The sequence below is a fragment of the Methylophilus sp. 13 genome, assembly GCF_015354335.1.
GTDB lineage: Bacteria > Pseudomonadota > Gammaproteobacteria > Burkholderiales > Methylophilaceae > Methylophilus > Methylophilus glucosoxydans.
Window position 1 is genome coordinate 662,116 of the sequence record NZ_JADKYR010000003.1, and the last position, 21,484, is coordinate 683,599.

The window sequence follows — 21,484 nt, forward strand, 5'->3', positions numbered from 1 at the left end:
GTTAGATGTTCTCCAAACCAGCTGGCATGCGTGTATGCCAGTCTGTGACTTGTTGATAGGCATGGCCAACATTGAGCATGCGCGCCTCATCAAAATAATTGCCAATAATCTGCAAACCAACCGGCAAGGCCTTGCCTTCGCTGCTGGAGGTAAACCCGGCCGGGATGCTCATGCCGGGCAAGCCCGCCAGGTTCACGGCAATGGTGTACAAGTCTTCGAGATACATGGCTACCGGGTCGCTGGTTTTTTCACCGGCTTTAAAGGCCGCTGAAGGCGCGGCCGGGCCCATGATTACATCACACTGCTTGAAGGCTTCCACAAAGTCCTGGGCAATCAGGCGGCGGATTTGCTGGGCCTTGAGGTAGTAGGCATCGTAATAACCGGCACTGAGCACATAGGTGCCAATCAGGATACGGCGCTTGACCTCGGCACCAAAACCCTCTGCGCGCGACTTCATGTACATGTCGAGCAGGTCATTGTATTCCGCCGCACGGTGACCATAACGGACGCCGTCATAGCGTGACAGATTGCTCGATGCCTCGGCTGGGGCGAGCACGTAATACACCGGAATCGACAGATTGTTATTAGGCAAGCTGATCTCGACAATCTCTGCACCCAGCTTTTTGTATTCTGCAATCGCCGTTTCAATCACTTTAGCCACGTCAGCATTCAAGCCTTCGGCAAAATATTCTTTGGGCAGGCCAATCCGCAAGCCTTTGAGCGGCTGCGCGCCTTGCATGGCGCTCAAGCCACGCGTGTAATCTTCTTGCTCGCGCTGCACGCTGGTGGAGTCACGCTCGTCAAACCCGGCCATGACATTGAGCATGAGCGCACAATCTTCGGCCGACTTGGCCATGGGCCCTGCCTGATCCAGCGAAGAGGCAAACGCGATCATGCCGTAACGTGAGACCAGGCCATAAGTTGGTTTAAGGCCAGTAAAGCCGCACAATGAAGCGGGTTGGCGGATGGAACCGCCAGTATCTGTCCCGGTGGCCGCAGCACACAAGCGGGCGGCCACAGCCGCCGCGGAACCGCCAGAGCTACCGCCAGGCACACGATCAAAGTCCCATGGATTTTTGACACCGCCAAAATAACTGGTTTCGTTGGAGGAACCCATGGCGAACTCATCCATATTGGTTTTGCCCAGATTCACTGCACCGGCCGCATCAAACTGGCTGATCACATGCGCGTCATAGGGGGCAATAAAGTTTTCCAGCATTTTGGAGCTACAGGTGGTGCGCCAGCCCTGGGCACAAAAAATATCTTTTTGCGCGATGGGGATGCCAGTGAGCGGGCCGGCTGTACCGGCGGCGATACGGGCATCTGCCGCTTGCGCCTGCGCCAGGGTTTTTTGTTCGTCTATGGTGACATAGGCATTGATGCTGGGGTTGAGTTTGGCCATGCGTTGCAAATAGGCCTGCGTCAACTCCACGCTGGAAACTTGTTTGCTGGCCAACTGCTGGCCCAGCTGTTTTAAACTACTGTTTATCATAATGGAAACCGTAAAAATGAACCGTCAAAGCAGGGGCTGGCAAGCGCTTATTCAATGACTTTGGGCACCAGGTATAAGCCATCTTGCGTGGCTGGTGCAATGGATTGAAACAGTTCGCGCTGGTTGGTTTTAGTCACCACGTCTTCACGCAGACGCTGTGTCACGTCTTGCGAGTGCGACATGGGGGTGATGCCGGTGGTGTCCACCGCCTGCATTTGCTCAATCAGCCCCAGAATACCGGAAAGTTTGCTTAGGGTTTCTTGCGCTTCACTGTCGCTGACCTCGATGCGGGCCAGGTGCGCGATACGCTTGATATCATCTAGATTCAGTGCCATGTGTGGTTAATTGTCTATAAGATTTTGAAAACACATCTTAATTTCATGTGCGTTTTGCGCTATTATACCTTGATTTTATGCCGCACCCAGCGGGCAGCACCAAAGTCAGAATTTTCACAGGATAAAACATGTTCGGTTCAATCAACAGCTACTTCTCCAATGACCTTGCCATTGACCTTGGCACCGCCAACACGCTGATTTACGTACGCGGCAAAGGGGTGGTGCTGGATGAGCCCTCAGTGGTGGCGATTCGTACCGAAGGCGGCCCCAACGGCAAAAAAGTACTGCTGGCAGTCGGCTCTGATGCAAAAAGCATGCTGGGCCGCGCGCCAGCCAACATTCAGGCCATCCGCCCGATGAAAGACGGTGTGATCGCCGACTTCACCATCACCGAGCAAATGCTCAAATTCTTTATCCGCAAGGTACACGAATCTCGCTGGTTCTCACCCAGCCCACGCATCATCATCTGCGTCCCCGTGGGCTCCACCCAGGTAGAGCGTCGTGCCATTAAAGAATCTGCCGAGCGCGCAGGTGCTAAACAGGTGTTCCTGATTGAAGAACCGATGGCCGCTGCGATTGGTGCCGATATGCCTGTGGCGGAAGCCACCGGCTCCATGGTCGTCGATATTGGTGGCGGCACGACTGAAGTTGGCGTGATTTCACTGGGCGGCATTGTCTACGCCAAGTCTGAGCGCGTCGGTGGTGACAAGTTTGACCAGGCGATTATTGACTACATCCGCCGTAACTACGGCATGCAAATCTCCGAGCCCACCGCTGAAGCGATCAAGAAAAAAATCGGCTCCGCCTTCCCAGGCTCTGAAGTGCTTGAAATGGAAGTGACTGGCCGTAACCTGGCTGAAGGCTTGCCGCGCAAGTTCACCATCTCCAGCAACGAGATTCTTGAAGCCTTGACTGAGCCGCTGAATGCCATCGTCGGTGCAGTAAAATCTGCGCTCGAACAAACGCCACCAGAACTGGGCGCAGACATTGCTGAAAAAGGCATGGTGTTGACCGGTGGTGGTGCCTTGTTGCGCGACCTGGACCGTTTGCTGGTAGAGGAAACCGGCTTGCCAGTCATCGTGGCTGAAGATCCGCTGACCTGTGTCGCCCGTGGCTGTGGCCGCGCACTTGAGGAAATGGACAAGCTGGGCAACGTATTCGCTAGCGAATAAATCCGCACCCAGTTGGCGCGACCCTGACTATGCTTAAAGGCATCCACCAACAGCTTGATCCGCAAGAGTCGCCGGCCTTTTTTATCCAAGGGCCCAAGCCTTTCTCGCGCCTGATGTTTTTTTGTACGCTATCTTTGGTCATGATGGCGGTCGATGCACGCTTTGACTATTTGAGCCAGGTAAGGCAATGGTTCAGTACCGCCCTGCACCCGCTTGAAGTGATCGCCAGCGCCCCTAACGAATGGGGGCGCAACATCAATACCTACTTTACCTCGCATAACCAGCTGATTCAGGATAACTTCAAGCTCAAACAGCAGGCGCTGATCGATCATGCAGCCTTGCAGCGCCTGGCCACTGTCGATGCCGAAAATGCGCATTTACGCACATTACTGGCCGGGGATGCACCGATTATCCCGGAAGCCACACTGGGTGAAGTCATGCATATGGGACGCGACCCATTTAGCAACATCATCACGCTGAACCGCGGCAGTCACCACCACATCACCCCCGGGCAAGCGGTGGTTGATGAACAGGGCGTGGTGGGTCAGATCACCCGGGTGTATCCGTTCACCAGCGAAGTCACGCTGATCACGGATAAAAAACTGTCGATTCCTATTCAGATCGAGCGCAACCAATTACGCGCCATTGCCTTTGGGGAGGGCAAACGCAACACGCTGGACATTCCCTACCTGCCTACCAGCGTCGACATCAAGGTTGGTGACAAACTGGTAACCTCGGGCATTGACGGCGTCTATCCTGCCGGTTTGGCAGTGGCCATCGTCACCCAGATCAAGCAAAGTCAGGATTCGCCGTTTGCCAAGATTATCAGCCGCCCGATTGCCGGCGTGAATAACCACAAACATGTGCTGATCCTCAAAGTGCCAGAGTCTCCGGCCACCAATCCGATGTCCGAAAGCCGCCCCATGTTGCAACGCAACAACGCGCAGCACCTGGATCAGTCCGTGGTGGATGTCTTGCAAAAGAACAATGCACTGGTTGATCCCAACCCGGTCACCACACCGCCCGTACTGGATGCCGGACAGCTGCCAGACACAGAAATGACCGCACAACCAGACAGCGCAGCGCCTACTGACCCAGTGGCCACGCCCACTCCACCAACCACACCGGAGCGTCGATGAAACCGGTTAAGTTCAGCACGTTCTTTTTCACCTTGCTGGTCGGGTTGATTTTTCAACTTTACCCCTGGTCAAATGCGGGCATTATTGTGCGTCCAGATTTTCTGCTGGTCATCATGCTGTATTGGCTATTGCAAGCACCCTACCACTGCAATATTGGCTGGGTATGGTTTGCTGGCTTGCTGGTGGACTTATCCACGGGCAGCCTGCTTGGACAACATGCCCTGACATTTGCAATCACCGCCTTTCTCGGCCTGATCTATCAACGCAGGCTGGTGCTGTTCAATCGCTGGCAGCTCTATTTATATGTGTTGTTTTTGTTTGGCGTAGAGCGCGGGCTGATTTTGCTGCTCAAGCTGTTTGCCGGCGGCGAATTGCCCGACTGGACCTACGCCTTCCCCATCGTGTCTGACCTGATACTGTGGCAATTCATGATTATCTGGTTTGGCGAACTGACCCGCCCGAAGAAATTGTAAGCACATGGGGTATAGCACTGAACTCAAAAACCATCAAAACGAACAGCACAAGTTCCGGGTTCGTCTGGTTTTTCTGGTACTGTTGGTTTTGGCAGCGTTTTCTGCGCTGCTGGGCCGTTTTTATTTTCTGCAAGTCTTTCGCTATGACTATTATCAAACACTGGCAGAAAACAACCGGATTTCGATTGTCCCCATTACACCGAACCGTGGCCTGATTTCTGACCGCAACGGCATTATTCTGGCGCATAACTTTTTTGTGTATACGCTGGAAATCACGCCCTCCAAAACAGAAGACTTGCAGGACACAATTGCCGAGCTGGGCAAACTGGTCGAGATTTCGCCAACGGATCTCAAGCGCTTTAAAAAACTGCGGGCGCAAAGCCATACGTTTGAAAGCATTCCGATCCGCACCCACCTTAATGAATACGAAGCCGCCAAGTTTGCCGTGAACCGCTTCCGGTTTCCTGGCGTCGAGCTCAAATCGCGCCTGTTCCGCCATTACCCCTATGGCACCCTGGGCACGCATGGTATCGGCTATATCAGCCGGATCAATGAACACGATCTCAAGCAGCTCAAGGAAAACAACCAGCTATCCAACTACAAAGGCACTGAGCATATTGGCAAGGCGGGCGTCGAGCAAGCCTATGAAACCGAGCTGCATGGCGTCACCGGCTTTCAGCAGGTAGAGATTGATGCCGATGGCCGGGCTGTACGCGTGCTGTCCAGCGCCTCGCCCACCTCGGGCAACAACGTGGTGCTGTCCATGGACGCCAAAATGCAAGAAATCGCCGAGCAGGAATTTGCCGGACGTCGCGGCGCGCTGGTGGCAATCCAACCCAAAACAGGGGAAGTCCTGGCCATGGCCAGCATGCCTTCATTTGATGCCAACCTGTTTGTGGATGGCATTGATTTTGATAACTGGAACCTGTTGAACAATTCGCTGGATAAACCGCTGATCAACCGCACCTTGAAGGGGATTTACCCACCTGGTTCCACCTTCAAGCCCTTTGTCGCGCTGGCCGGGCTGGAATCAGGCAAGCGGCAACCGCCGTTTACCATCAGCGACCCAGGCTACTACATGCTGCCCAACAGCCATCACCGCTACCGTGACTGGAAACCATCCGGCCATGGTTCTGTCGATATGCGCAAGGCGATTACCGTGTCTTGCGATACGTTTTTTTATGGGCTGGCCGTCGAGCTTGGTATAGACCGGCTGACCGACTTTGTCAGACATTTTGGTTTTGGTGAAAAAACCAATATTGATATCCAGGGCGAACTGGCGGGCTTGCTGCCGACGCCGGGCTGGAAGCAAAGACGCTTCAAACAGCCCTGGTATATGGGTGAAACTGTCATTGTAGGCATTGGTCAGGGGTATACGCTGGTCACGCCCATGCAATTGGCCTACGCAACGGCCACGCTGGCCAATAGTGGCAAGGCCATCCAGCCGCATCTGGTCAATGCGATTGTGAATGCCAAAACCAACGAAGTCAGGATGTTGCCGCATAAAGTGGCGGACCAGTTGAACCTGAGCCCGGAGAATCTGGAGATTGTGAAACTGGGCATGATGGATGTGACACGCCCGGGAGGCACAGCCGCCTCAGTAGGCGCCAATGCAGGCTATGACATCGCTGCCAAAACCGGTACGGCGCAAGTGGTAGGTATCAAGCAAAATGAAAAATATAACGAAAAAGCGACGGCAGAACGCCATCGCGACCACGCTTGGTTTATTGCTTACGCCCCGGCTGAAGACCCCAAAATTGCCGTGGCCGTCATTGTGGAAAACGGTGGCCACGGTGGCTCGGCGGCGGGCCCGATTGCACGCAAGGTGATGGACTATTACCTGCTGGGCAAAATACCCGCGGTGGCAACCCCTGCGGTGACTGCCGAAACGCAAGCACAAACCCCATCCACGGTCGTTGAGGAGGAAGAGCATGATTAAACAGTGGATCGGCCATTTTATCCGCCATATTGACTCCATCTTGCTGGCCACCGTTCTCATGGTGCTGGTGGTTGCGCTTATGGTGCTCTATAGCGCCTCGGGCCAGTCCCTGCTCAAGGTCAATGCACAGCTGATTAATATCCTGGTGATGATGGGCGTAATGTTTCTGGTTGCAAACACACAGCCGCAACACATTGAACGCATTGCCCTGCCCGCCTATTTGTTCGGGCTGGCATTGTTGATTGCGGTAGCGCTGGTCGGCGATATTAGCCATGGCGCCAGGCGCTGGCTCAATCTGGGCGTGACCAAAATCCAGCCCTCGGAACTCATGAAATTGGCCGTGCCGATTATGCTGTCCTGGTATTTTTCAAAACGTGAATCCTTGTTACGTACCACGGACTATGTCGTCGCCGGGGTCATTTTGCTGGTGCCGGTCTTGCTGATTGCCAAGCAACCCGACCTCGGGACCGCCACCCTGGTCTTTGCCGCCGGTTTTTATGTGATTTTTCTGGCCGGTCTGAGCTGGAAATTTATTTTTGGCAGCGCGATTGCCTTTGGCGCGGCGCTGCCCATTTTATGGTCCATGCTGCATGACTATCAGCGGCGGCGGGTGGAAATTCTCATCGATCCTAGCCAGGACCCGCTTGGCGCGGGTTATCACATTATTCAGGCCACCATTGCCATTGGCTCTGGCGGCATGACCGGCAAAGGCTGGCTCAACGGCACCCAGTCACAGTTAGACTTTGTGCCAGAACGCACCACAGACTTTATTTTTGCCGTGTTTGCAGAAGAGTTTGGCCTCGTAGGCTGCAGCCTGTTATTGCTGCTGTTCGCCATTATTATTGGCCGCGCTTTCATCATCGCGTCACAAGCCAAGAGTACTTTTTCCCGCTTATTGGCTGGCAGCATTGCCGCCACCTTTTTTACCTATTGCTTCGTCAACATGGGCATGGTGAGCGGCATTCTGCCTGTGGTCGGCATTCCCTTGCCGCTGGTCAGTTATGGCGGCACCTCACTCTTGACCTTAGGGCTAAGCCTGGGTTTGCTGATGAGCGTGCAGTCGCATAAACGGCTGGTAGCCACCGATTAACGTGGCCAGAAACCACTGAAGGACCTCGATGTCATTGTCCCTACAAAGACTCTTTATCGTGCTGCTGGCTGCCGGGCTGGTTGCCTGCGAAAGCAGCATGCCGTCACGTCCAACGGCGCCTGCGCCAATAAAACCCGTGCCCACGCCACGCCCCGCCGCGCCCGCAGCCTCGCCTGCGCCGCCTGCGGTATTGCCAGGTAGCAGTGCGCCGCTAGGTGCACCCAAAGTCATTAATATTGACCCCAAACCCGAGAGCACTGGCAATGCCACCGAAGGCATTGATCCTAACATTCCACTGGAAACCTCGGTGACGCCCAAGTTGGAGCCCATCGTGAAAGGGACCACCAAGCCTTATATCGTGAATGGGGAACTAGTGTCTCCAATGTCGGAAATTACAACGCCGTTTACGCAAACCGGACACGCTTCCTGGTATGGTAAAAAATTTCATGGCCGCCGTACCGCCAGTGGTGAGCCTTATAACATGTATAAACTCAGCGCCGCCCACCGCACGCTGCCAATTCCAAGTTATGTGCGCGTCACTAACCTGAGCAATGGCAAAAACCTGATTGCCAGGGTCAATGACCGCGGCCCTTTTGGCCGCGACCGCATCATCGATTTATCCTATGCCGCGGCCAAACAACTCGATATCACCCAGCATGGCTCGGCCCAGGTAGAGATCACTTTAATTGACCCCAACCAGCCGGAGATAGCTGCGGCCCCGAGCAGTGCAGGTGTCGCCAGAGACATTGCGCCGGCAAGCATGCCCAAAGCATCGGCAAAACCAGCTGCCTCACTCGACAACACCGGTGTGTATGTACAGGTCGGCGCCTTTGGCGTTGAAGAAAATGCCGACCGCCTGCAGCAGCGCATTTCCAATGCGGTACCCGAGACACAAAGCCTGCTGAACAAAGTGTATAATGGCAAGATGTTCCAGGTTGTTCTGGGCCCATATCCTGATCACGCCATGGCCGCGCAAGCAGCCAATCAGATGCGTGACCAATTGCAGTTGCCAGCGCTTGTTTTTTCCCGCTAGCACCGTTTTCTCGTTAAGTATTTTTTCTCGTTAAATGATGACCATGTGGCGTTCTTGTATTGCTTTTCTACTTTCCATTCCTTTAATGACGGTGGCGGCTGAAGCCATTACCGGCAATGTACCTGTACCCACGCTGGCGGCCAAAGCCTTTGTGCTGCGCGATGCTAATACCGGCAATCTGCTGGCTGCGAACAACCCCGACATGCCGGTGGAACCTGCGTCACTGACCAAAGTAATGACCGCTTACCTGACCTTTGAAGCGGTCAAGCAAAAGCGCTTGTCACTGACACAGACTTTGCCCGTGAGTCAAAAAGCCTGGAAGGTCGAAGGCTCAAAAATGTTTATCGACACGACGATGACCGTCACTGTGGATGAGTTGCTTCATGGCCTGATTATTCAGTCAGGCAATGATGCGGCAATTACCCTGGCCGAAGGCATTGCGGGCAGTGAAGAATTGTTCGCCACGCTGATGAACAAAAAAGCGGCCGCGCTGGGCATGAAAAATAGCCATTTTATGAATGCGACAGGCTTGCCAGACCCGGCCCATGTCACCACCGCACGTGACTTGTCCATTTTGGCCAATGCGCTGATTCGGGACTTTCCGCAAGACTACGCGCGCTTGTATTCGCAAAAGTCTTACACCTACAACAATATCACCCAGCCTAACCGCAACCGCTTGCTGTTTATAGACCCCACGGTTGATGGCATGAAAACCGGCCACACCGAATCCGCCGGTTATTGCCTGATTTCTTCGGCCAAACGCAATGACTTCCGCTTGATTTCTGTGGTACTTGGCACCACCTCTGACAATGTACGCGCCGCTGAGAGTCAAAAATTACTGAATTTTGGCTTCCAGTTTTATGAATCCAGACTGATTTATGCGGCGGACAAAGCGATTACGCGGCAAAAGGTATGGAAAGGGACAGAAAACCAGGTTGACCTCACAGTGGTAAAACCGGTTTACCTGACGCTGCCCCAGGGTGAATATGCCAATATGAAAGCGAATCTACGCGTGCCCAAACCGCTTGAAGCGCCGTTAAAAGCACATCAAACGGTCGGTGCGGTGGATTTCAGCCTCAATGGCAAGGTGGTGCATAGCGTGCCGCTGGTCACCGTGCAGGCAGTGGAGGCCAGCAATATCTTTTCACGCATGATCGATCAAGTCCGCTTGTATTTGCAATAAACAGGCTGACCGTCACTCACTGTTTAAAAGGTAGGTAACATATGACCAAGTTCGAGCAATTACCGGAAATAGAAGAGACCCTGATTGAGTTTCCCACCAATTTCCCGATCAAGGTCATGGGTGAAACGCATGATGATTTCGCCAGCGAAATTACCCGCACCATCCAGTTGCATTGGCCAGACTTTGATACGCACCTGATTGAAATGCGTGGCAGCAGCAATGGCAAATACCTGAGCCTGACCTGTCTGGTGTATGTCACCTCCAAGCCACAACTGGATGATATTTACCGCAGCCTGACCGCTCACCCCATGGTCAAGGTTGTGCTGTAAGCCTTTTTCGATCATGCCTGCCTTGGAAATCCGCCAGTTGGGGCTGACTGATTATGCAGCCACGCTGGCTGCCATGCAGGCATACACTGCCCAACGCACGACCAGTACTCCTGACCAGCTCTGGGTCACCGAACATCCGCCTGTGTATACGCTAGGCCTCAACCGCCGCGGCGTGCGCCTGCCACAGAATGCAATTCCGGTGGTGAATGTAGACCGCGGTGGCAAAATCACCTACCACGGCCCGGGCCAACTCATTATTTATTGCCTGATCGATCTGGCACGCGGCCACTTGAATGTCCGGCAACTTGTCTCCATCTTGGAACACAGCCTGATAGAATGGCTGGCCGCACAAGGCGTGGTGGCTGTTGCCCGCGCGGATGCGCCTGGCGTGTATGTAGACGGCAAAAAAATTGCCTCGCTGGGGCTACGCCTGAAAAACCAGTGCTGCTACCATGGCCTGAGTTTGAATATAGACATGGATTTACAGCCGTTTGCCGATATAGACCCGTGTGGTTATGCCGGCATGCAAATGACGCAAACCCGGGAATTAAATATTGCGCTGCAAATGTCTGACATTGCCGCCGATTTAACCCAACGATTGAAAGAGAAGCTGACGCATGTCAGATAATTCGTCCCCAATAGATACAAGCAGCGCCCGTCCGGCCAAAAAAGTCGCTGGCGTGAAAGAAATCGACGCAGCAAAAACCTCGCGTATCCCGATCAAGATCGTGCCGCAACCCATGCTGCGCAAGCCCGAATGGATACGCATGAAAGTGCCGGATTCGGCACGGTTCCAGGAAATCAAGCAAGTCCTGCGCGACAACAATCTGCATACCGTCTGTGAAGAAGCCAGCTGCCCTAATATTGGCGAATGCTTTAGTGGCGGCACGGCGACCTTTATGATTCTGGGCGATATCTGCACCCGCCGTTGCCCGTTTTGTGATGTGGCGCATGGCAAACCCTTGCCGCCTGATCCGAATGAGCCAGAAAACCTCGCCCGCACCATCGCACAGATGAAACTGCGTTATGTGGTCGTCACCTCAGTAGACCGCGATGATTTGCCTGACGGTGGCGCGCAGCATTTTGTCGACTGCATCCGCGCCATTCGCGCCCAATCCCCAGCCATTAAAATTGAAATCCTGGTGCCAGATTTTAGGGGCCGCCTCGATATCTCGCTCAAAATTCTGCGTGAAGCACCGCCAGATGTCATGAACCATAACCTGGAAACGGTGCCGCGCTTGTATAAACAGGCGCGCCCTGGTTCTGACTACCAGCATTCGCTGGATTTGCTCAAACAGTTTGGTGAACTGTACCCAACGGTGCCGACCAAATCTGGCTTGATGCTGGGCCTGGGTGAAACAGATGAGGAAATTTTAGAGGTCATGCGTGACCTGCGCGCACATGGCGTCAGCATGCTTACCCTGGGGCAATACTTGCAACCCAGCGTCCATCACTTGCCGGTGTTGAGATATGTCACGCCAGAGCGTTTTGAATGGTTTAAACAACAAGCCGATGCCATGGGCTTTGACAATGCGGCGAGCGGGCCCATGGTGCGCAGCAGCTATCATGCCGACCAGCAGGCGCATGCGGTCATCGCCTAATCATTGCATCAGCAGTGCCGGATAACCGGTGAATAAAATAACAAGCACAGGAGCAACCATGGTTCCACACTTAACCACGGCTTTAAGCGGCCCTCTCTACACGCTGGAAAAACGCGTTTTGCAAGCCATGCCGGATATTGAGCACTGGTTCCGCACCAAATGGCAGGAGATTCCCGCCCCGTTTTATGCCAGCGTGGACCTGCGCAATGCCGGCTTCAAGATTGCCCCGGTGGATACCAACCTATTTCCAGGCGGCTTTAATAACCTGAATCCCGAATTTTTGAGCCTGGCTGTGCAAGCCGCACAAATGGCGGTCGAGAAAATCTGTCCAGATGCGCGCCGTTTACTACTGATCCCCGAAAACCATACCCGCAACACGTACTACCTGCGTAATGTGGTTGAGCTCTGTCACATTCTCAAAACCGCCGGCATGGAAGTCCGTGTCGGCAGCTTGTCGCCAGAGATTACCGAGATCACCAAACTAGAAACCCATGATGGCTTGCCGCTGGTACTGGAACCGCTGGTGCGCGTAAACAACCGCCTGCAACTGAAGGCGGCAACGTTTGAAGGCGTGGAGTACCCTGCCTTTGACAGCTGTGCCATTCTGCTCAATAACGATTTGTCCGGTGGCGTGCCCGACCTGCTGCAAGGCCTGGAGCAAACCCTGATTCCACCGTTACATGCAGGCTGGTTCAGTCGACGCAAATCGCAGCACTTTAGCGCGTATAACACTGTTGTCGATGAGTTCTCGCAATTGCTGCAGATTGACCCCTGGTTGCTAAATCCTTACTTTGATACCGCCAGCGGCCTGGACTTTCACGCCCGGGTGGGTGAAGACCTGCTGGCCGATAAGGTCGAAGCCATCCTGAAAAAAACGCAGGCCAAATACGACGAATATGGCATCACGCAGCCACCGTTTGCGATTGTCAAAGCCGATGCAGGTACCTATGGCATGGGCATCATGAGCGTGAAATCGGCCGACGAGGTACGCGACCTCAATCGCAAGGCGCGTAACAAAATGTCGGTGATCAAAGAAGGCATGCAAGTGTCTGAAGTGATGATCCAGGAAGGCGTTTATACCTTTGAAAGTATCAATGACGCGGTAGCCGAGCCAGTGGTGTATATGATGGATCACTTTGTGATTGGCGGTTTTTACCGTGTGCACACCGGCCGTGGCGTCGATGAGAACCTGAATGCGCCCGGCATGCACTTTGCCCCGCTCGCGTTTGAAAAACCCTGCACCCTGCCCGACTGTGCCGGCGCCCCCGACGCGCCCCCCAACCGCTTCTATGCTTATGGCGTGGTCGCAAGACTGGCCCTGTTAGCGGCTGGCCTCGAGCTGCAAGCGCGGGACCTGCCGGAAAACGACCTGCTCACCGCATAGCAAAGGTTCATCATGAAACTGCTGTTTATTCTTGATCCACTGACCTCACTCAAAAGTTACAAAGACACCAGCCTTGCCATCATGCGCGCGGCGCAAGCGCGTGGACACGTGCTATGGGTCTGCGAACAACACGACTGGCACTTGCAGCAAGCCGAGGTCAAGGTGGATGCGCAGACATTTGCGTTTAATGCAGACGGGCACTGGCAAACCGGTGACAAAACCACACAAGCCCCCGCAAGTTTTGATGCCGTGCTGATGCGTAAAGACCCGCCGTTTGATAACGAATACCTGTATAGCACCTATTTGCTTGAGCTGGCGCAACAGCAAGGGGCACGTATCATTAACGACCCGTCATCCATTCGCGGCTGGAACGAAAAACTATCTGTCGCGCGCTTTCCGCAATTTGCCCCGCCGTTTATCGTCACCAGCCTGCAAAGCAAAATTCTGGCCTTTCTGGCCGAACATCAGGACATCATCGTCAAACCGCTGGATGGCATGGGTGGTAGCGGCATTTTCCGCTTGCGTCAGGACGACCCCAATATTTACGCCATCCTGGAAACGCTGACCCGATTTGAAGCACAAACCATCATGGTCCAGCGCTATATTCCAGAGATCGTCAAAGGTGACAAGCGCATCCTGATCATCAACGGTGAACCCCTGCCCTACGCCCTCGCCCGCATCCCCAAAACCGGCGAAACCCGTGGCAACCTGGCCGCCGGCGGCAAAGGCGTGGCCCAGCCCCTGACTGCCCGTGACAAAGAAATTGCCGAGACCGTCGGCAGTGTGCTGAAACAACACGGCCTGTTTTTAGTCGGGCTGGACGTGATTGGCGACTACCTGACCGAAGTGAATGTCACCAGCCCAACTGGCATGGTAGAGATTGCGGCACAAACAGACTGTGATCCGGCCAGAGTGATGCTAGAGGCGCTGGAAAAGCAGATGGCCTGACTTGCCCGTCTCATCCTTAACGCGATCATATTCCCCCTACTGACAGCCGATTTTGTTAACATTATCCAGTGCGGGTAAGTCCATCATGACTGCCTCGCTATCGTTGCAGGAGTGTCATCATGCGGGTCTTAGTGCTGGGTTCTGGGGTCATAGGCGTTACAAGCGCTTATTATCTGGCGTTAAAAGGCTTTGAAGTCACGGTCATAGACCGTCAACCAGCGGTCGCCCTGGAGACCAGTTTTGCCAATGCAGGGCAAATTTCACCAGGTTATTCCGCCCCTTGGGCCAGCCCGGATGTGCCCCTCAAGGCGCTTAAATGGCTGTTTCAGCGCCATGCGCCACTCTCACTCAAACCGGATTTCACGCGTTGGCAATGTCAATGGATTGCACAGTTTTTAAGCAATTGCTCGCTCGAACGTTATGAATTGAATAAATCACGCATGGTGCGTCTGGCCGAGTATAGCCGCGATTGTCTGCGTCGTTTGCGCGCAGAGACGGGCTTGCATTATGAGCAACGCAGTCAAGGGACCTTACAGGTATTCCGCACCAAAAAACAACTTGCTGCCGAAGCCAAGGATATTGCCGTACTTGAACGCATGGGCGTGCCGTTTGAGCATTTGGATGCGGCAGGCTGTGTACGCATTGAACCCGCACTGGTTCACGTCCAAGATGCGTTGCTGGGTGGGTTGTATCTGCCTGGGGATGAAACCGGGGATTGCCAGCTATTTACCACGCAACTGGCAGCCAAGGCGCAAGCGCTTGGGGTGAAGTTCAGACAAGAAACGCAAATACACCGCTTACTGACACAGCAAAGCCAGTTGCTTGGCGTAGAAGTGCAAACGGCAAATGGTGTAGAAGTATTGCAGGCAGACCATTATGTGGTCGCCCTTGGCAGCTACTCGCGCCAACTTTCCCAGGCATTGGGACTCAATCTGCCGGTCTATCCCGTAAAAGGCTATTCTTTGACCGTGCCCCTGATCAACGCTGCAGCCGCCCCCGTGTCCACCGTGATGGATGAGACTTATAAGGTGGCCATTACGCGCTTTGACCAGCGCATCCGGGTGGGCGGGATGGCGGAATTGCATGGGTTTGATTTAAGCCTCAACCCAAGCCGCCGAGCCACGCTGGAATTTGTATTCAACGGTTTGTTCCCGTATGCCGGGGATGTCGCACAAGCGCAATTCTGGACGGGGCTGCGCCCCATGACCCCGGATGGCACGCCGCTGATCGGCCAGGCAAGCGCGGCTTACCCCAATGTGTGGCTCAATACCGGGCACGGCACGCTGGGTTGGACCATGGCCTGTGGCTCCGGGCAAGTACTGGCCGATTTGATGGCGCAGGAGACACCGGCCATCGAGACGCAAGACCTGCAACTTTCCCGCTATCTCTAGCCGCGGTCACCCAAGCCATCGCTGCTATTGAGTAAAATCACTCAGTAGAGAAATCGTCTGTGCACTTACATCAGTACAAATTCTTTGGCGGTCGGCAACGCGGGCAAATCACTTTGCCCCAAGGCTTCCATGAGCTCAATGTCTATGACTTCAGTCAGCGCGTTGATCGGCAGCGCATTGGCAATCGGGGCAAAAGGCTCTTCGAGTTCATTACCGAGGGCATCGAGTCCAAACAGGGTATAAGCTGCCAATGCAGTCACAAACGGCGTGGCCCAGCCCAGGGTATTGGCAAAACAAAAGGGCATCAAAAAACAAAAAGTATAGGCGGTGCGGTGCAACAATAAGGTGTAGCCAAACGGAATCGGCGTGTTCTGGATCCGTTCACAGGCGGCTTGCGTCGCCGCCAGCTTCTGAATCAATTCTTCGAGCAAATTAAACTGTATAGGCTGGATGCGGCCCTCCGCCAATGCCTGAATCAGGATGCGCTCCATGGCACGTAAAATGACTTCTGGCGGATTTTTGCTCTGCAAGTATGCTTCTGCCACGGGCGCGGCTAACAGTTGCTTGATCCGTGGTAGTTGATCCCCTGGACGCAGCTGCTTCAGCAACGCGTGCGCGTAAGCAATATTGCATTCCAGCAATTGCTTGCGGGCGGCACTGAGTTCACCCTGGGTATCCAGTATCTGGCTCAAGCGTGCCAGGTTTCTCGCGGTGAGCATAAACTCACCCCACACCTTCCTCGCCTCCCACCAGCGCTCATAACAGGCGTTGTTTCTAAAGGCGAGAAAAATAGACAGCGTGATGCCAAGCAAGGCGAACGGCCCGCCATCAAACTTGGGTAACCAGTCGGGCTTCAAGGTATAAATCGAGACCACGACGGCTGACAGTGTTGCCACAAATGTCAGCAGCGGCATGATCTTGAGCACGATAGAACCTTTGATGATAAAAAACAGTTCAAACAAGTGCGGTCTTGGTCTAACAATCAAGGCATGTCTCCCGTCTGGTGAACTATCACACCAGTGATATACTCGATAGTTTGTAGTTTATCTGTCAGCGCGGGTCGCAAATGTGGCGATAAGACATGGAAATGCATGATTTAACGCCGTTTTCCCAGCGCTATACAAGATGAGAACCTTCAACAGAGACAAGTCACCGGGTTGGAAATTGATGGATGGATATCATGCTTAAATGGAAAGATATACTTAAACTCTCGCGCGAAGGGAATCTGCCCCCAGAACGCAAATTGCAAAAATCCGTGCGTGCCTGGCGCGAGATTTTGGATGACGATGTGTTTGCCATTACACGTTTAAGTGCCACCGAGCGGCCGTTTTCGTCAGAAATGTGTGTGGCGTTTACGCCAGGGCGCTATGCCTGCGCCTGTTGCGCGCAAACGCTGTTTGATTCTAGCCAAAAGTTTGACTCTGCCTCAGGTTGGCCTTCTTTTGACCAGCCCCTTGCAAAGAATGCGATTGCTTATTACGCCGACGATAGCCATGGCATGCAACGCGTAGAAGTGAAGTGCAATGTGTGTGATGCGCATTTGGGCCACGTCTTCCCCGATGGCAAAACAGAGAGTGGACTGCGCTATTGCATTAATGGCAAAGCGATTGCATTTGTCGCCCAGTAGTTGGCCGGCGTTAAAAGCAAACGGCGCGGTTTGCTCACGCAAACAACGCCGTTTCAGATTCAGCTCGCCATGCTTTGCTGAATAAGCTTAATGCGCCAATCTTCTGCCATAACTGACGGCATAAGCCGCTGGTCTGGCCAGCAAAATAGGATCTTTGCTAGGCGCAATGCCGTCTGTCAGCTGTAGCGGATTGAACATGATGGGCTTTTCAGCCGCTTTACTGTCTGCCACAGCCTTATTCAAGGTCAGTGTTCCTAACTCAATCACCTTGCGGCTGTCCGGCCAAACGACGGTCGCGTTGTTGACTTCATCCCCGGCGTCAGCCAGTTGCAGCAATAATTTATATTGCACCGCGCCTGTTTTTACACGCTCGACAATATCGGTCATCAGGTAGTCAGGTGCAGCTTTGTCAGCCGCTTCCTGGCTCAAAAATTTGGCGCCGGCCACGGGCACAATCTGGTACCGGCCAAAGACGGTTTTACCTGCAGCATTGGTAAACTCAAACGCGTTCACGCCATAAAAAGGTTGCGTCGCAAAACTCACAGGCGCCGGTTTGGGTGTGGTCACAAATTTGAGTGCAGCTGGATGGCTGCCTAAAAACTGCTCGACTGGGCTAGGCTTGGCCGTACTGCCCTGAGAGTCACGCACGGCATTGAGCAAGCCCAGAAAGTCTTCTGGCGTCGCCGTTGGAAAAGCATTCACCGAGATACTGACGATATCCGTTGCGGTGCCATCCGGTAATTGAAAGCGGATCGCAATGCCTTTAGGAAACGCATTGCCATTGGCATCCGGAATATTTGGCACGCCGGTGGCATTCGAGTAGCGGACCAACACCGGCGTTGCCTTTTGGAAGTGTGTTGCTTTACTGACCGAAGCCGCCTGTGCAGAAGGGGTAAATGTCCCCTCCACCATCACGCCTTTGGCATGGTTGGCGCGGTAGCCGGCATGGGGGCCGCCGGATAAAGTGGTCAAGGTGTCCACCAATTGTTCGGTCACCGGTTTTTCCTCTGCAAATACCGACGGGCTGGAGACAGTCAATGCTGTGGCAAATAACACGGCAACTAACGCTTGTATCTTCATGTTGAATCCTTTCTATGAAAATTCATATTGTTTAAAATTAAATCGCACACTACTTAAAACACCATAAACCATTTGTTTATGTTTACTACGCTTGATGCTGAATCAAATGGTTGCGCAGCGCATTCAAGCGCTCGCGTAACTCACCGACCTCTTGCAATGAGCAGCCCATGGCACACAACATGTCATCCATAATCCCGGCGGCCTTCAGCCTCAGCTGACGGCCGGTCTGCGTCAGGCAGATAATCACTTGCCTTTCATCTTCGGTCGAGCGCACACGCTGCAAAAATTCAGCGGCTTCCAGCCTTTTCAACAAAGGGGTCAGCGTTGCCGAATCCAGAAACAACTGCTCACCAATATCACTGACGGTACGCTGATCGCTCTCCCATAACACCATCATGACCAAATACTGCGGATAGGTTAATTCCAGTGTTTTGAGCAGTGGGCGATATACTTTGTTAATCGCCAGCGACAGCGAATACACAGAAAAACATAACTGCTCATTAAGCAATGGCGTTTGGGTTGATGCAGAATTATTCATATACTGCGATTATAAATCGCGTGCTATTATATTTTCAACAACTTTTTAATCTTATTTGTTCAGCCACTGCATCATGTAGTGAATGATGAAGTTGGCTTTCTTGTGCATTCTGATTTGGCTCATCTTGCGCTCCTTTCATGTATGAAGTGCATGATAAAACGCTTTTATTTTTAAATAAAATTGAATTATTTAATTCAATCGATAAATAATTCTTATAGATAGGCCAGTTGCCTTGAAATCAAGGCCTGGTGCGTAGCATTGAATTAATTGAGGTTATCCAGCGTGTAGGGGTCTTGAGGCGCCGGCTCGATATCGAGCGGATTGACGGCATAGTTAAAATCATCGCCGATATCAATGTCTATGTCGTTTTGACCTTGCCAGCGCTCGAGCCAGATCGAAAAGTCTTTTTCTGGCATGGGCTTGCCAATAAAGTAGCCTTGCCCCTCATTGCAACCGAGCTTGGCCAACTGGTTGAGCACCAGTTCGTTTTCTATGCCTTCGGCCACCACGATCAAGCCCAGGTTGTGCGCCAGATCGATGGTCGATTTCACGATGCTGGCATCGCCGGCGTTTTTATCCATAAACATGACAAATGAGCGGTCAATTTTAAGTTCTTGCACCGGCAGTTGACGCAAATAAGCCAGCGAGGAGTAGCCGGTACCAAAGTCATCAATGGCCAGATGCAATCCCATAGCCGCCAGTTTGCGCACGACAATTTCCGCCCGCTCAGGATCCTGCATCAAGCTGCCTTCGGTGATTTCAAGCTTGAGTGATTTGGTGGTCAAGCCATGTGCGGCCAACAAATCGGCAATCTGTTGCGGCAACTCCATGTTGTTGAGGTCACGGGTTGAAAGATTCACCGCCAGGCTGATATGCAAGCCTTGTTTTTTGAAATCCGCCAACGCTTCACAGGCGCGGCGCAACATCCATTGCGTGAGGTCACTGATAATACCGGTCTGTTCTGCAAACGGAATAAACTGGTCAGGGAAAATCATGCCTTTTTGCGGATGCACCCAACGAATCAGGGCTTCACCGCCCAGCGCACGGCGGGTCGAGACATCGACCTTGGGCTGGATGTAGAGCAATAACTGGTTTTGCTGGATGGCTTCCTTAAGGTCAGAGATCAGGGTCAATGTCTCGGACTGGTCAATTTCCAGCGAGGTATTGTAGACAATCCAGGGCGTCTTTTTGAGTCTGGATTCTTGCAGTGCCGTCTCGGCGTGGTTGAGTAAAGATTCTTCGTCCATGCCATGTTCGGGATACAGCGCAATCCCCATGCCCGCCTGTACATCAATGGCTTGGCCCTGCACCTGCACCGGTTGCTCAAATACCTGTTGGATGGCATCTGCAAAGCGGGTGGCTTGCGCCTGATCGGCATGCTGTAACAACACGGCAAATTCATCAGCATCAAGGCGCGCCACCATGTCTTGCTCACTCAATACATGCTGTTTGAGCACCTGACCGACGTGGCGCAGCAAATCATCGCCAAAATCCCGACCTAGCGTTTTGTTGATAGGCTTGAAGCGGTGAATATTGATGACCAGAATACTCAGCTTGGCATTGCTCTGGGCATGGGCCAGCATGGCCTGATGTACGCCTTGGGTAAATGCCAGGCGGTTGGAAAGACCAGTCAGCTCATCATTAAATGCCAGCCGCTGGATGCGCAAGCTGCGTTGCAACACCGCTTCACGCATGCTGTTGAGGGCGGTTGCCAGCAATCCGATCTCATCCGTACTGGTCACCTGAATTGGCTTGTCATAATTGCCCATGGCAATGTCATCGGCATTTTTAACCAGCGTCGCAATCGGTTCGGTAGTTTTGCGCGAAACATACCAGATCAAGGCAGCGAAAATGACCACACCAAGCAAGGTCAGGAAAATCATCACTTTAAAAAGCGTGTTCAAATCCTGCAGGTAAGGTTCTACCGAGCCCTGCAGCACCACCAGCAAAGCTTCATCCTTGGTTTCATGCAAGGAACGTATTTTAAGATGGTAGGTAATGCCATCCAGGTCGACCTTGTGTAAAGACAGCTTCTGCGCATACACATCGGAAACGGTTTTGACCAGCAGGTTTGAAAGTTCGTGGTTGGCAGTCCCCGTAACCAGCGCCCAATCGTGCTGATGGGTTTTTTGTACAAAGGTGACATCCAGGTGCGTCAGTTGCTTGATTTGCGCGGCCAGGCGGTTATCCACGGCAAACCCCATCACTACCCAGCCGATCACTTCGGGTGCTTTAACCGGCACGGCAATCAACTGATAAGGTTTGCCATCCACCAGTTCAAACTTGAGTGTGCCGGTTTGATTCTCGATAATGGCCTGTACAAACTCCTGATGGGCCGCACTGCCAGAAATGGCAGACTCGCTTTCCTGGGTGCCGATGACCATCGCTTCATCTTGACTGACGAAATAGGCGACCTGAGCATGGATGCGGCCCTGGTAGCTTTCCAGTGCGGAGGCAATCGTTTCCGCATCGTTGGTGGCAACGGCTTCCCTAAAGGCATAATCCGCGGCCAACACTTGCGTCGCCTGTTTGAGACTTTGCGTGTTGTGTTGCAGCAAATTGACAAATACCCGTTCGCCGACCTCCATCTGCTCTTCGGCCAGACGGTTGGCATGTTTTACCAGGGCATATTTAAGCGGAACCAGACCTGCCAACTGAATGGCAATGACCACGGTTAAGAATGTAAAAGCAATTCGCGAGCGAATGTGTTTGAACTGGATCATGCAGTGA

General features: G+C 53.2%; 20 protein-coding genes. 14 read left to right on the forward strand and 6 right to left on the reverse strand.

The features are described from left to right. Position 1: 1 nt before the first annotated feature. Together gatA and gatC are read right to left on the reverse strand one after the other, a co-directional pair. Positions 2-1,492: an Asp-tRNA(Asn)/Glu-tRNA(Gln) amidotransferase subunit GatA gene (gene gatA / locus INP77_RS10905; RefSeq protein ID WP_194749031.1), complete on the reverse strand. Its 1,491-nt coding sequence runs from the start codon at positions 1,490-1,492 to the stop codon at positions 2-4. Positions 1,493-1,539: 47 nt separating this feature from the next. Beyond that, entirely contained in the window at positions 1,540-1,827 is a 288-nt protein-coding gene (gene gatC, locus INP77_RS10910) for an Asp-tRNA(Asn)/Glu-tRNA(Gln) amidotransferase subunit GatC (RefSeq protein WP_194749033.1), read from the reverse strand. Positions 1,828-1,955: 128 nt separating this feature from the next. On the opposite strand from gatC, the gene INP77_RS10915 reads away from it, so the two are divergent. The 13 genes from INP77_RS10915 to INP77_RS10975 all read left to right on the forward strand — a co-directional run bounded on the left by INP77_RS10915 (position 1,956) and on the right by INP77_RS10975 (position 15,509). Then, positions 1,956-2,999, forward strand: a complete 1,044-nt coding sequence (locus tag INP77_RS10915; protein ID WP_194749035.1) for a rod shape-determining protein — start codon at positions 1,956-1,958, stop codon at positions 2,997-2,999. 29 nt (positions 3,000-3,028) lie between these two features. Further along, positions 3,029-4,138, forward strand: a complete 1,110-nt coding sequence (mreC, locus tag INP77_RS10920) for a rod shape-determining protein MreC (RefSeq protein WP_194749036.1) — start codon at positions 3,029-3,031, stop codon at positions 4,136-4,138. Beyond that, entirely contained in the window at positions 4,135-4,611 is a 477-nt protein-coding gene (mreD, locus tag INP77_RS10925) for a rod shape-determining protein MreD (protein WP_194749038.1), read from the forward strand. The genes mreC and mreD overlap by 4 nt, the downstream gene beginning before the upstream one ends. 4 nt (positions 4,612-4,615) lie before the next feature. Further along, a complete protein-coding gene (mrdA, locus tag INP77_RS10930; protein WP_194749040.1) occupies positions 4,616-6,550 on the forward strand; it encodes a penicillin-binding protein 2 in 1,935 nt (644 codons plus the stop codon). Beyond that, positions 6,543-7,640, forward strand: coding sequence for a rod shape-determining protein RodA (gene rodA, locus INP77_RS10935; RefSeq protein ID WP_194749041.1), 1,098 nt, complete (start codon positions 6,543-6,545; stop codon positions 7,638-7,640). The genes mrdA and rodA overlap by 8 nt, the downstream gene beginning before the upstream one ends. Before the next feature lie 28 nt (positions 7,641-7,668). Continuing rightward, the gene (locus INP77_RS10940) at positions 7,669-8,673 is read left to right on the forward strand and encodes a septal ring lytic transglycosylase RlpA family protein (protein WP_194749043.1); all 1,005 of its coding nucleotides are present in this window, start codon (positions 7,669-7,671) and stop codon (positions 8,671-8,673) included. A gap of 85 nt (positions 8,674-8,758) precedes the next feature. After that, the gene (locus INP77_RS10945) at positions 8,759-9,856 is read left to right on the forward strand and encodes a D-alanyl-D-alanine carboxypeptidase family protein (RefSeq protein ID WP_194749135.1); all 1,098 of its coding nucleotides are present in this window, start codon (positions 8,759-8,761) and stop codon (positions 9,854-9,856) included. Positions 9,857-9,897: 41 nt separating this feature from the next. Further along, positions 9,898-10,185 (forward strand): YbeD family protein, encoded by a 288-nt coding sequence (locus tag INP77_RS10950; protein WP_194749045.1) that lies wholly within the window; start codon positions 9,898-9,900, stop codon positions 10,183-10,185. A 13-nt stretch (positions 10,186-10,198) separates the two neighbouring features. Beyond that, complete coding sequence (gene lipB, locus INP77_RS10955) at positions 10,199-10,813, forward strand: lipoyl(octanoyl) transferase LipB (RefSeq protein ID WP_194749046.1); 615 nt, start codon at positions 10,199-10,201, stop codon at positions 10,811-10,813. After that, positions 10,803-11,786: a lipoyl synthase gene (gene lipA / locus INP77_RS10960; protein ID WP_194749047.1), complete on the forward strand. Its 984-nt coding sequence runs from the start codon at positions 10,803-10,805 to the stop codon at positions 11,784-11,786. Before lipB ends, lipA begins: the two co-directional genes overlap by 11 nt. Before the next feature lie 58 nt (positions 11,787-11,844). Further along, positions 11,845-13,170, forward strand: coding sequence for a glutamate--cysteine ligase (gshA, locus tag INP77_RS10965; RefSeq protein WP_194749049.1), 1,326 nt, complete (start codon positions 11,845-11,847; stop codon positions 13,168-13,170). A gap of 12 nt (positions 13,171-13,182) precedes the next feature. Then, positions 13,183-14,118, forward strand: coding sequence for a glutathione synthase (gshB, locus tag INP77_RS10970; protein ID WP_194749051.1), 936 nt, complete (start codon positions 13,183-13,185; stop codon positions 14,116-14,118). A gap of 119 nt (positions 14,119-14,237) precedes the next feature. Further along, entirely contained in the window at positions 14,238-15,509 is a 1,272-nt protein-coding gene (locus INP77_RS10975; RefSeq protein WP_194749052.1) for a D-amino acid dehydrogenase, read from the forward strand. Between the two features lie 65 nt (positions 15,510-15,574). Here the strand turns inward: INP77_RS10975 and INP77_RS10980 are convergent, their stop codons facing one another. Further along, positions 15,575-16,495: a bestrophin family protein gene (locus INP77_RS10980; protein ID WP_194749054.1), complete on the reverse strand. Its 921-nt coding sequence runs from the start codon at positions 16,493-16,495 to the stop codon at positions 15,575-15,577. 194 nt (positions 16,496-16,689) lie between these two features. Here INP77_RS10980 and msrB point away from each other — a divergent pair, with 194 nt between their 5' ends. After that, positions 16,690-17,136: a peptide-methionine (R)-S-oxide reductase MsrB gene (gene msrB / locus INP77_RS10985; RefSeq protein WP_194749056.1), complete on the forward strand. Its 447-nt coding sequence runs from the start codon at positions 16,690-16,692 to the stop codon at positions 17,134-17,136. Positions 17,137-17,223: 87 nt separating this feature from the next. On the opposite strand, the gene INP77_RS10990 is transcribed toward msrB, so the two are convergent. The 3 genes from INP77_RS10990 to INP77_RS11000 all read right to left on the reverse strand — a co-directional run bounded on the left by INP77_RS10990 (position 17,224) and on the right by INP77_RS11000 (position 21,477). After that, complete coding sequence (locus INP77_RS10990) at positions 17,224-18,216, reverse strand: catalase family peroxidase (protein ID WP_194749057.1); 993 nt, start codon at positions 18,214-18,216, stop codon at positions 17,224-17,226. Between the two features lie 85 nt (positions 18,217-18,301). Beyond that, the gene (locus INP77_RS10995; protein ID WP_194749059.1) at positions 18,302-18,754 is read right to left on the reverse strand and encodes a MarR family winged helix-turn-helix transcriptional regulator; all 453 of its coding nucleotides are present in this window, start codon (positions 18,752-18,754) and stop codon (positions 18,302-18,304) included. A 263-nt stretch (positions 18,755-19,017) separates the two neighbouring features. Then, the gene (locus INP77_RS11000; protein WP_194749060.1) at positions 19,018-21,477 is read right to left on the reverse strand and encodes an EAL domain-containing protein; all 2,460 of its coding nucleotides are present in this window, start codon (positions 21,475-21,477) and stop codon (positions 19,018-19,020) included. Positions 21,478-21,484: the final 7 nt, after the last annotated feature.

What these genes read in the sequence shown, in the direction of transcription:
- gatA (WP_194749031.1), bottom strand. Translation starts at nt 1,492, where the DNA reads ATGATAAACAGTAGTTTAAAACAGCTGGGCCAGCAGTTGGCCAGCAAA.
- gatC (WP_194749033.1), bottom strand. Translation starts at nt 1,827, where the DNA reads ATGGCACTGAATCTAGATGATATCAAGCGTATCGCGCACCTGGCCCGC.
- INP77_RS10915 (WP_194749035.1), top strand. Translation starts at nt 1,956, where the DNA reads ATGTTCGGTTCAATCAACAGCTACTTCTCCAATGACCTTGCCATTGAC.
- mreC (WP_194749036.1), top strand. Translation starts at nt 3,029, where the DNA reads ATGCTTAAAGGCATCCACCAACAGCTTGATCCGCAAGAGTCGCCGGCC.
- mreD (WP_194749038.1), top strand. Translation starts at nt 4,135, where the DNA reads ATGAAACCGGTTAAGTTCAGCACGTTCTTTTTCACCTTGCTGGTCGGG.
- mrdA (WP_194749040.1), top strand. Translation starts at nt 4,616, where the DNA reads ATGGGGTATAGCACTGAACTCAAAAACCATCAAAACGAACAGCACAAG.
- rodA (WP_194749041.1), top strand. Translation starts at nt 6,543, where the DNA reads ATGATTAAACAGTGGATCGGCCATTTTATCCGCCATATTGACTCCATC.
- INP77_RS10940 (WP_194749043.1), top strand. Translation starts at nt 7,669, where the DNA reads ATGTCATTGTCCCTACAAAGACTCTTTATCGTGCTGCTGGCTGCCGGG.
- INP77_RS10945 (WP_194749135.1), top strand. Translation starts at nt 8,759, where the DNA reads ATGACGGTGGCGGCTGAAGCCATTACCGGCAATGTACCTGTACCCACG.
- INP77_RS10950 (WP_194749045.1), top strand. Translation starts at nt 9,898, where the DNA reads ATGACCAAGTTCGAGCAATTACCGGAAATAGAAGAGACCCTGATTGAG.
- lipB (WP_194749046.1), top strand. Translation starts at nt 10,199, where the DNA reads ATGCCTGCCTTGGAAATCCGCCAGTTGGGGCTGACTGATTATGCAGCC.
- lipA (WP_194749047.1), top strand. Translation starts at nt 10,803, where the DNA reads ATGTCAGATAATTCGTCCCCAATAGATACAAGCAGCGCCCGTCCGGCC.
- gshA (WP_194749049.1), top strand. Translation starts at nt 11,845, where the DNA reads ATGGTTCCACACTTAACCACGGCTTTAAGCGGCCCTCTCTACACGCTG.
- gshB (WP_194749051.1), top strand. Translation starts at nt 13,183, where the DNA reads ATGAAACTGCTGTTTATTCTTGATCCACTGACCTCACTCAAAAGTTAC.
- INP77_RS10975 (WP_194749052.1), top strand. Translation starts at nt 14,238, where the DNA reads ATGCGGGTCTTAGTGCTGGGTTCTGGGGTCATAGGCGTTACAAGCGCT.
- msrB (WP_194749056.1), top strand. Translation starts at nt 16,690, where the DNA reads ATGCTTAAATGGAAAGATATACTTAAACTCTCGCGCGAAGGGAATCTG.
- INP77_RS10990 (WP_194749057.1), bottom strand. Translation starts at nt 18,216, where the DNA reads ATGAAGATACAAGCGTTAGTTGCCGTGTTATTTGCCACAGCATTGACT.
- INP77_RS10995 (WP_194749059.1), bottom strand. Translation starts at nt 18,754, where the DNA reads ATGAATAATTCTGCATCAACCCAAACGCCATTGCTTAATGAGCAGTTA.
- INP77_RS11000 (WP_194749060.1), bottom strand. Translation starts at nt 21,477, where the DNA reads ATGATCCAGTTCAAACACATTCGCTCGCGAATTGCTTTTACATTCTTA.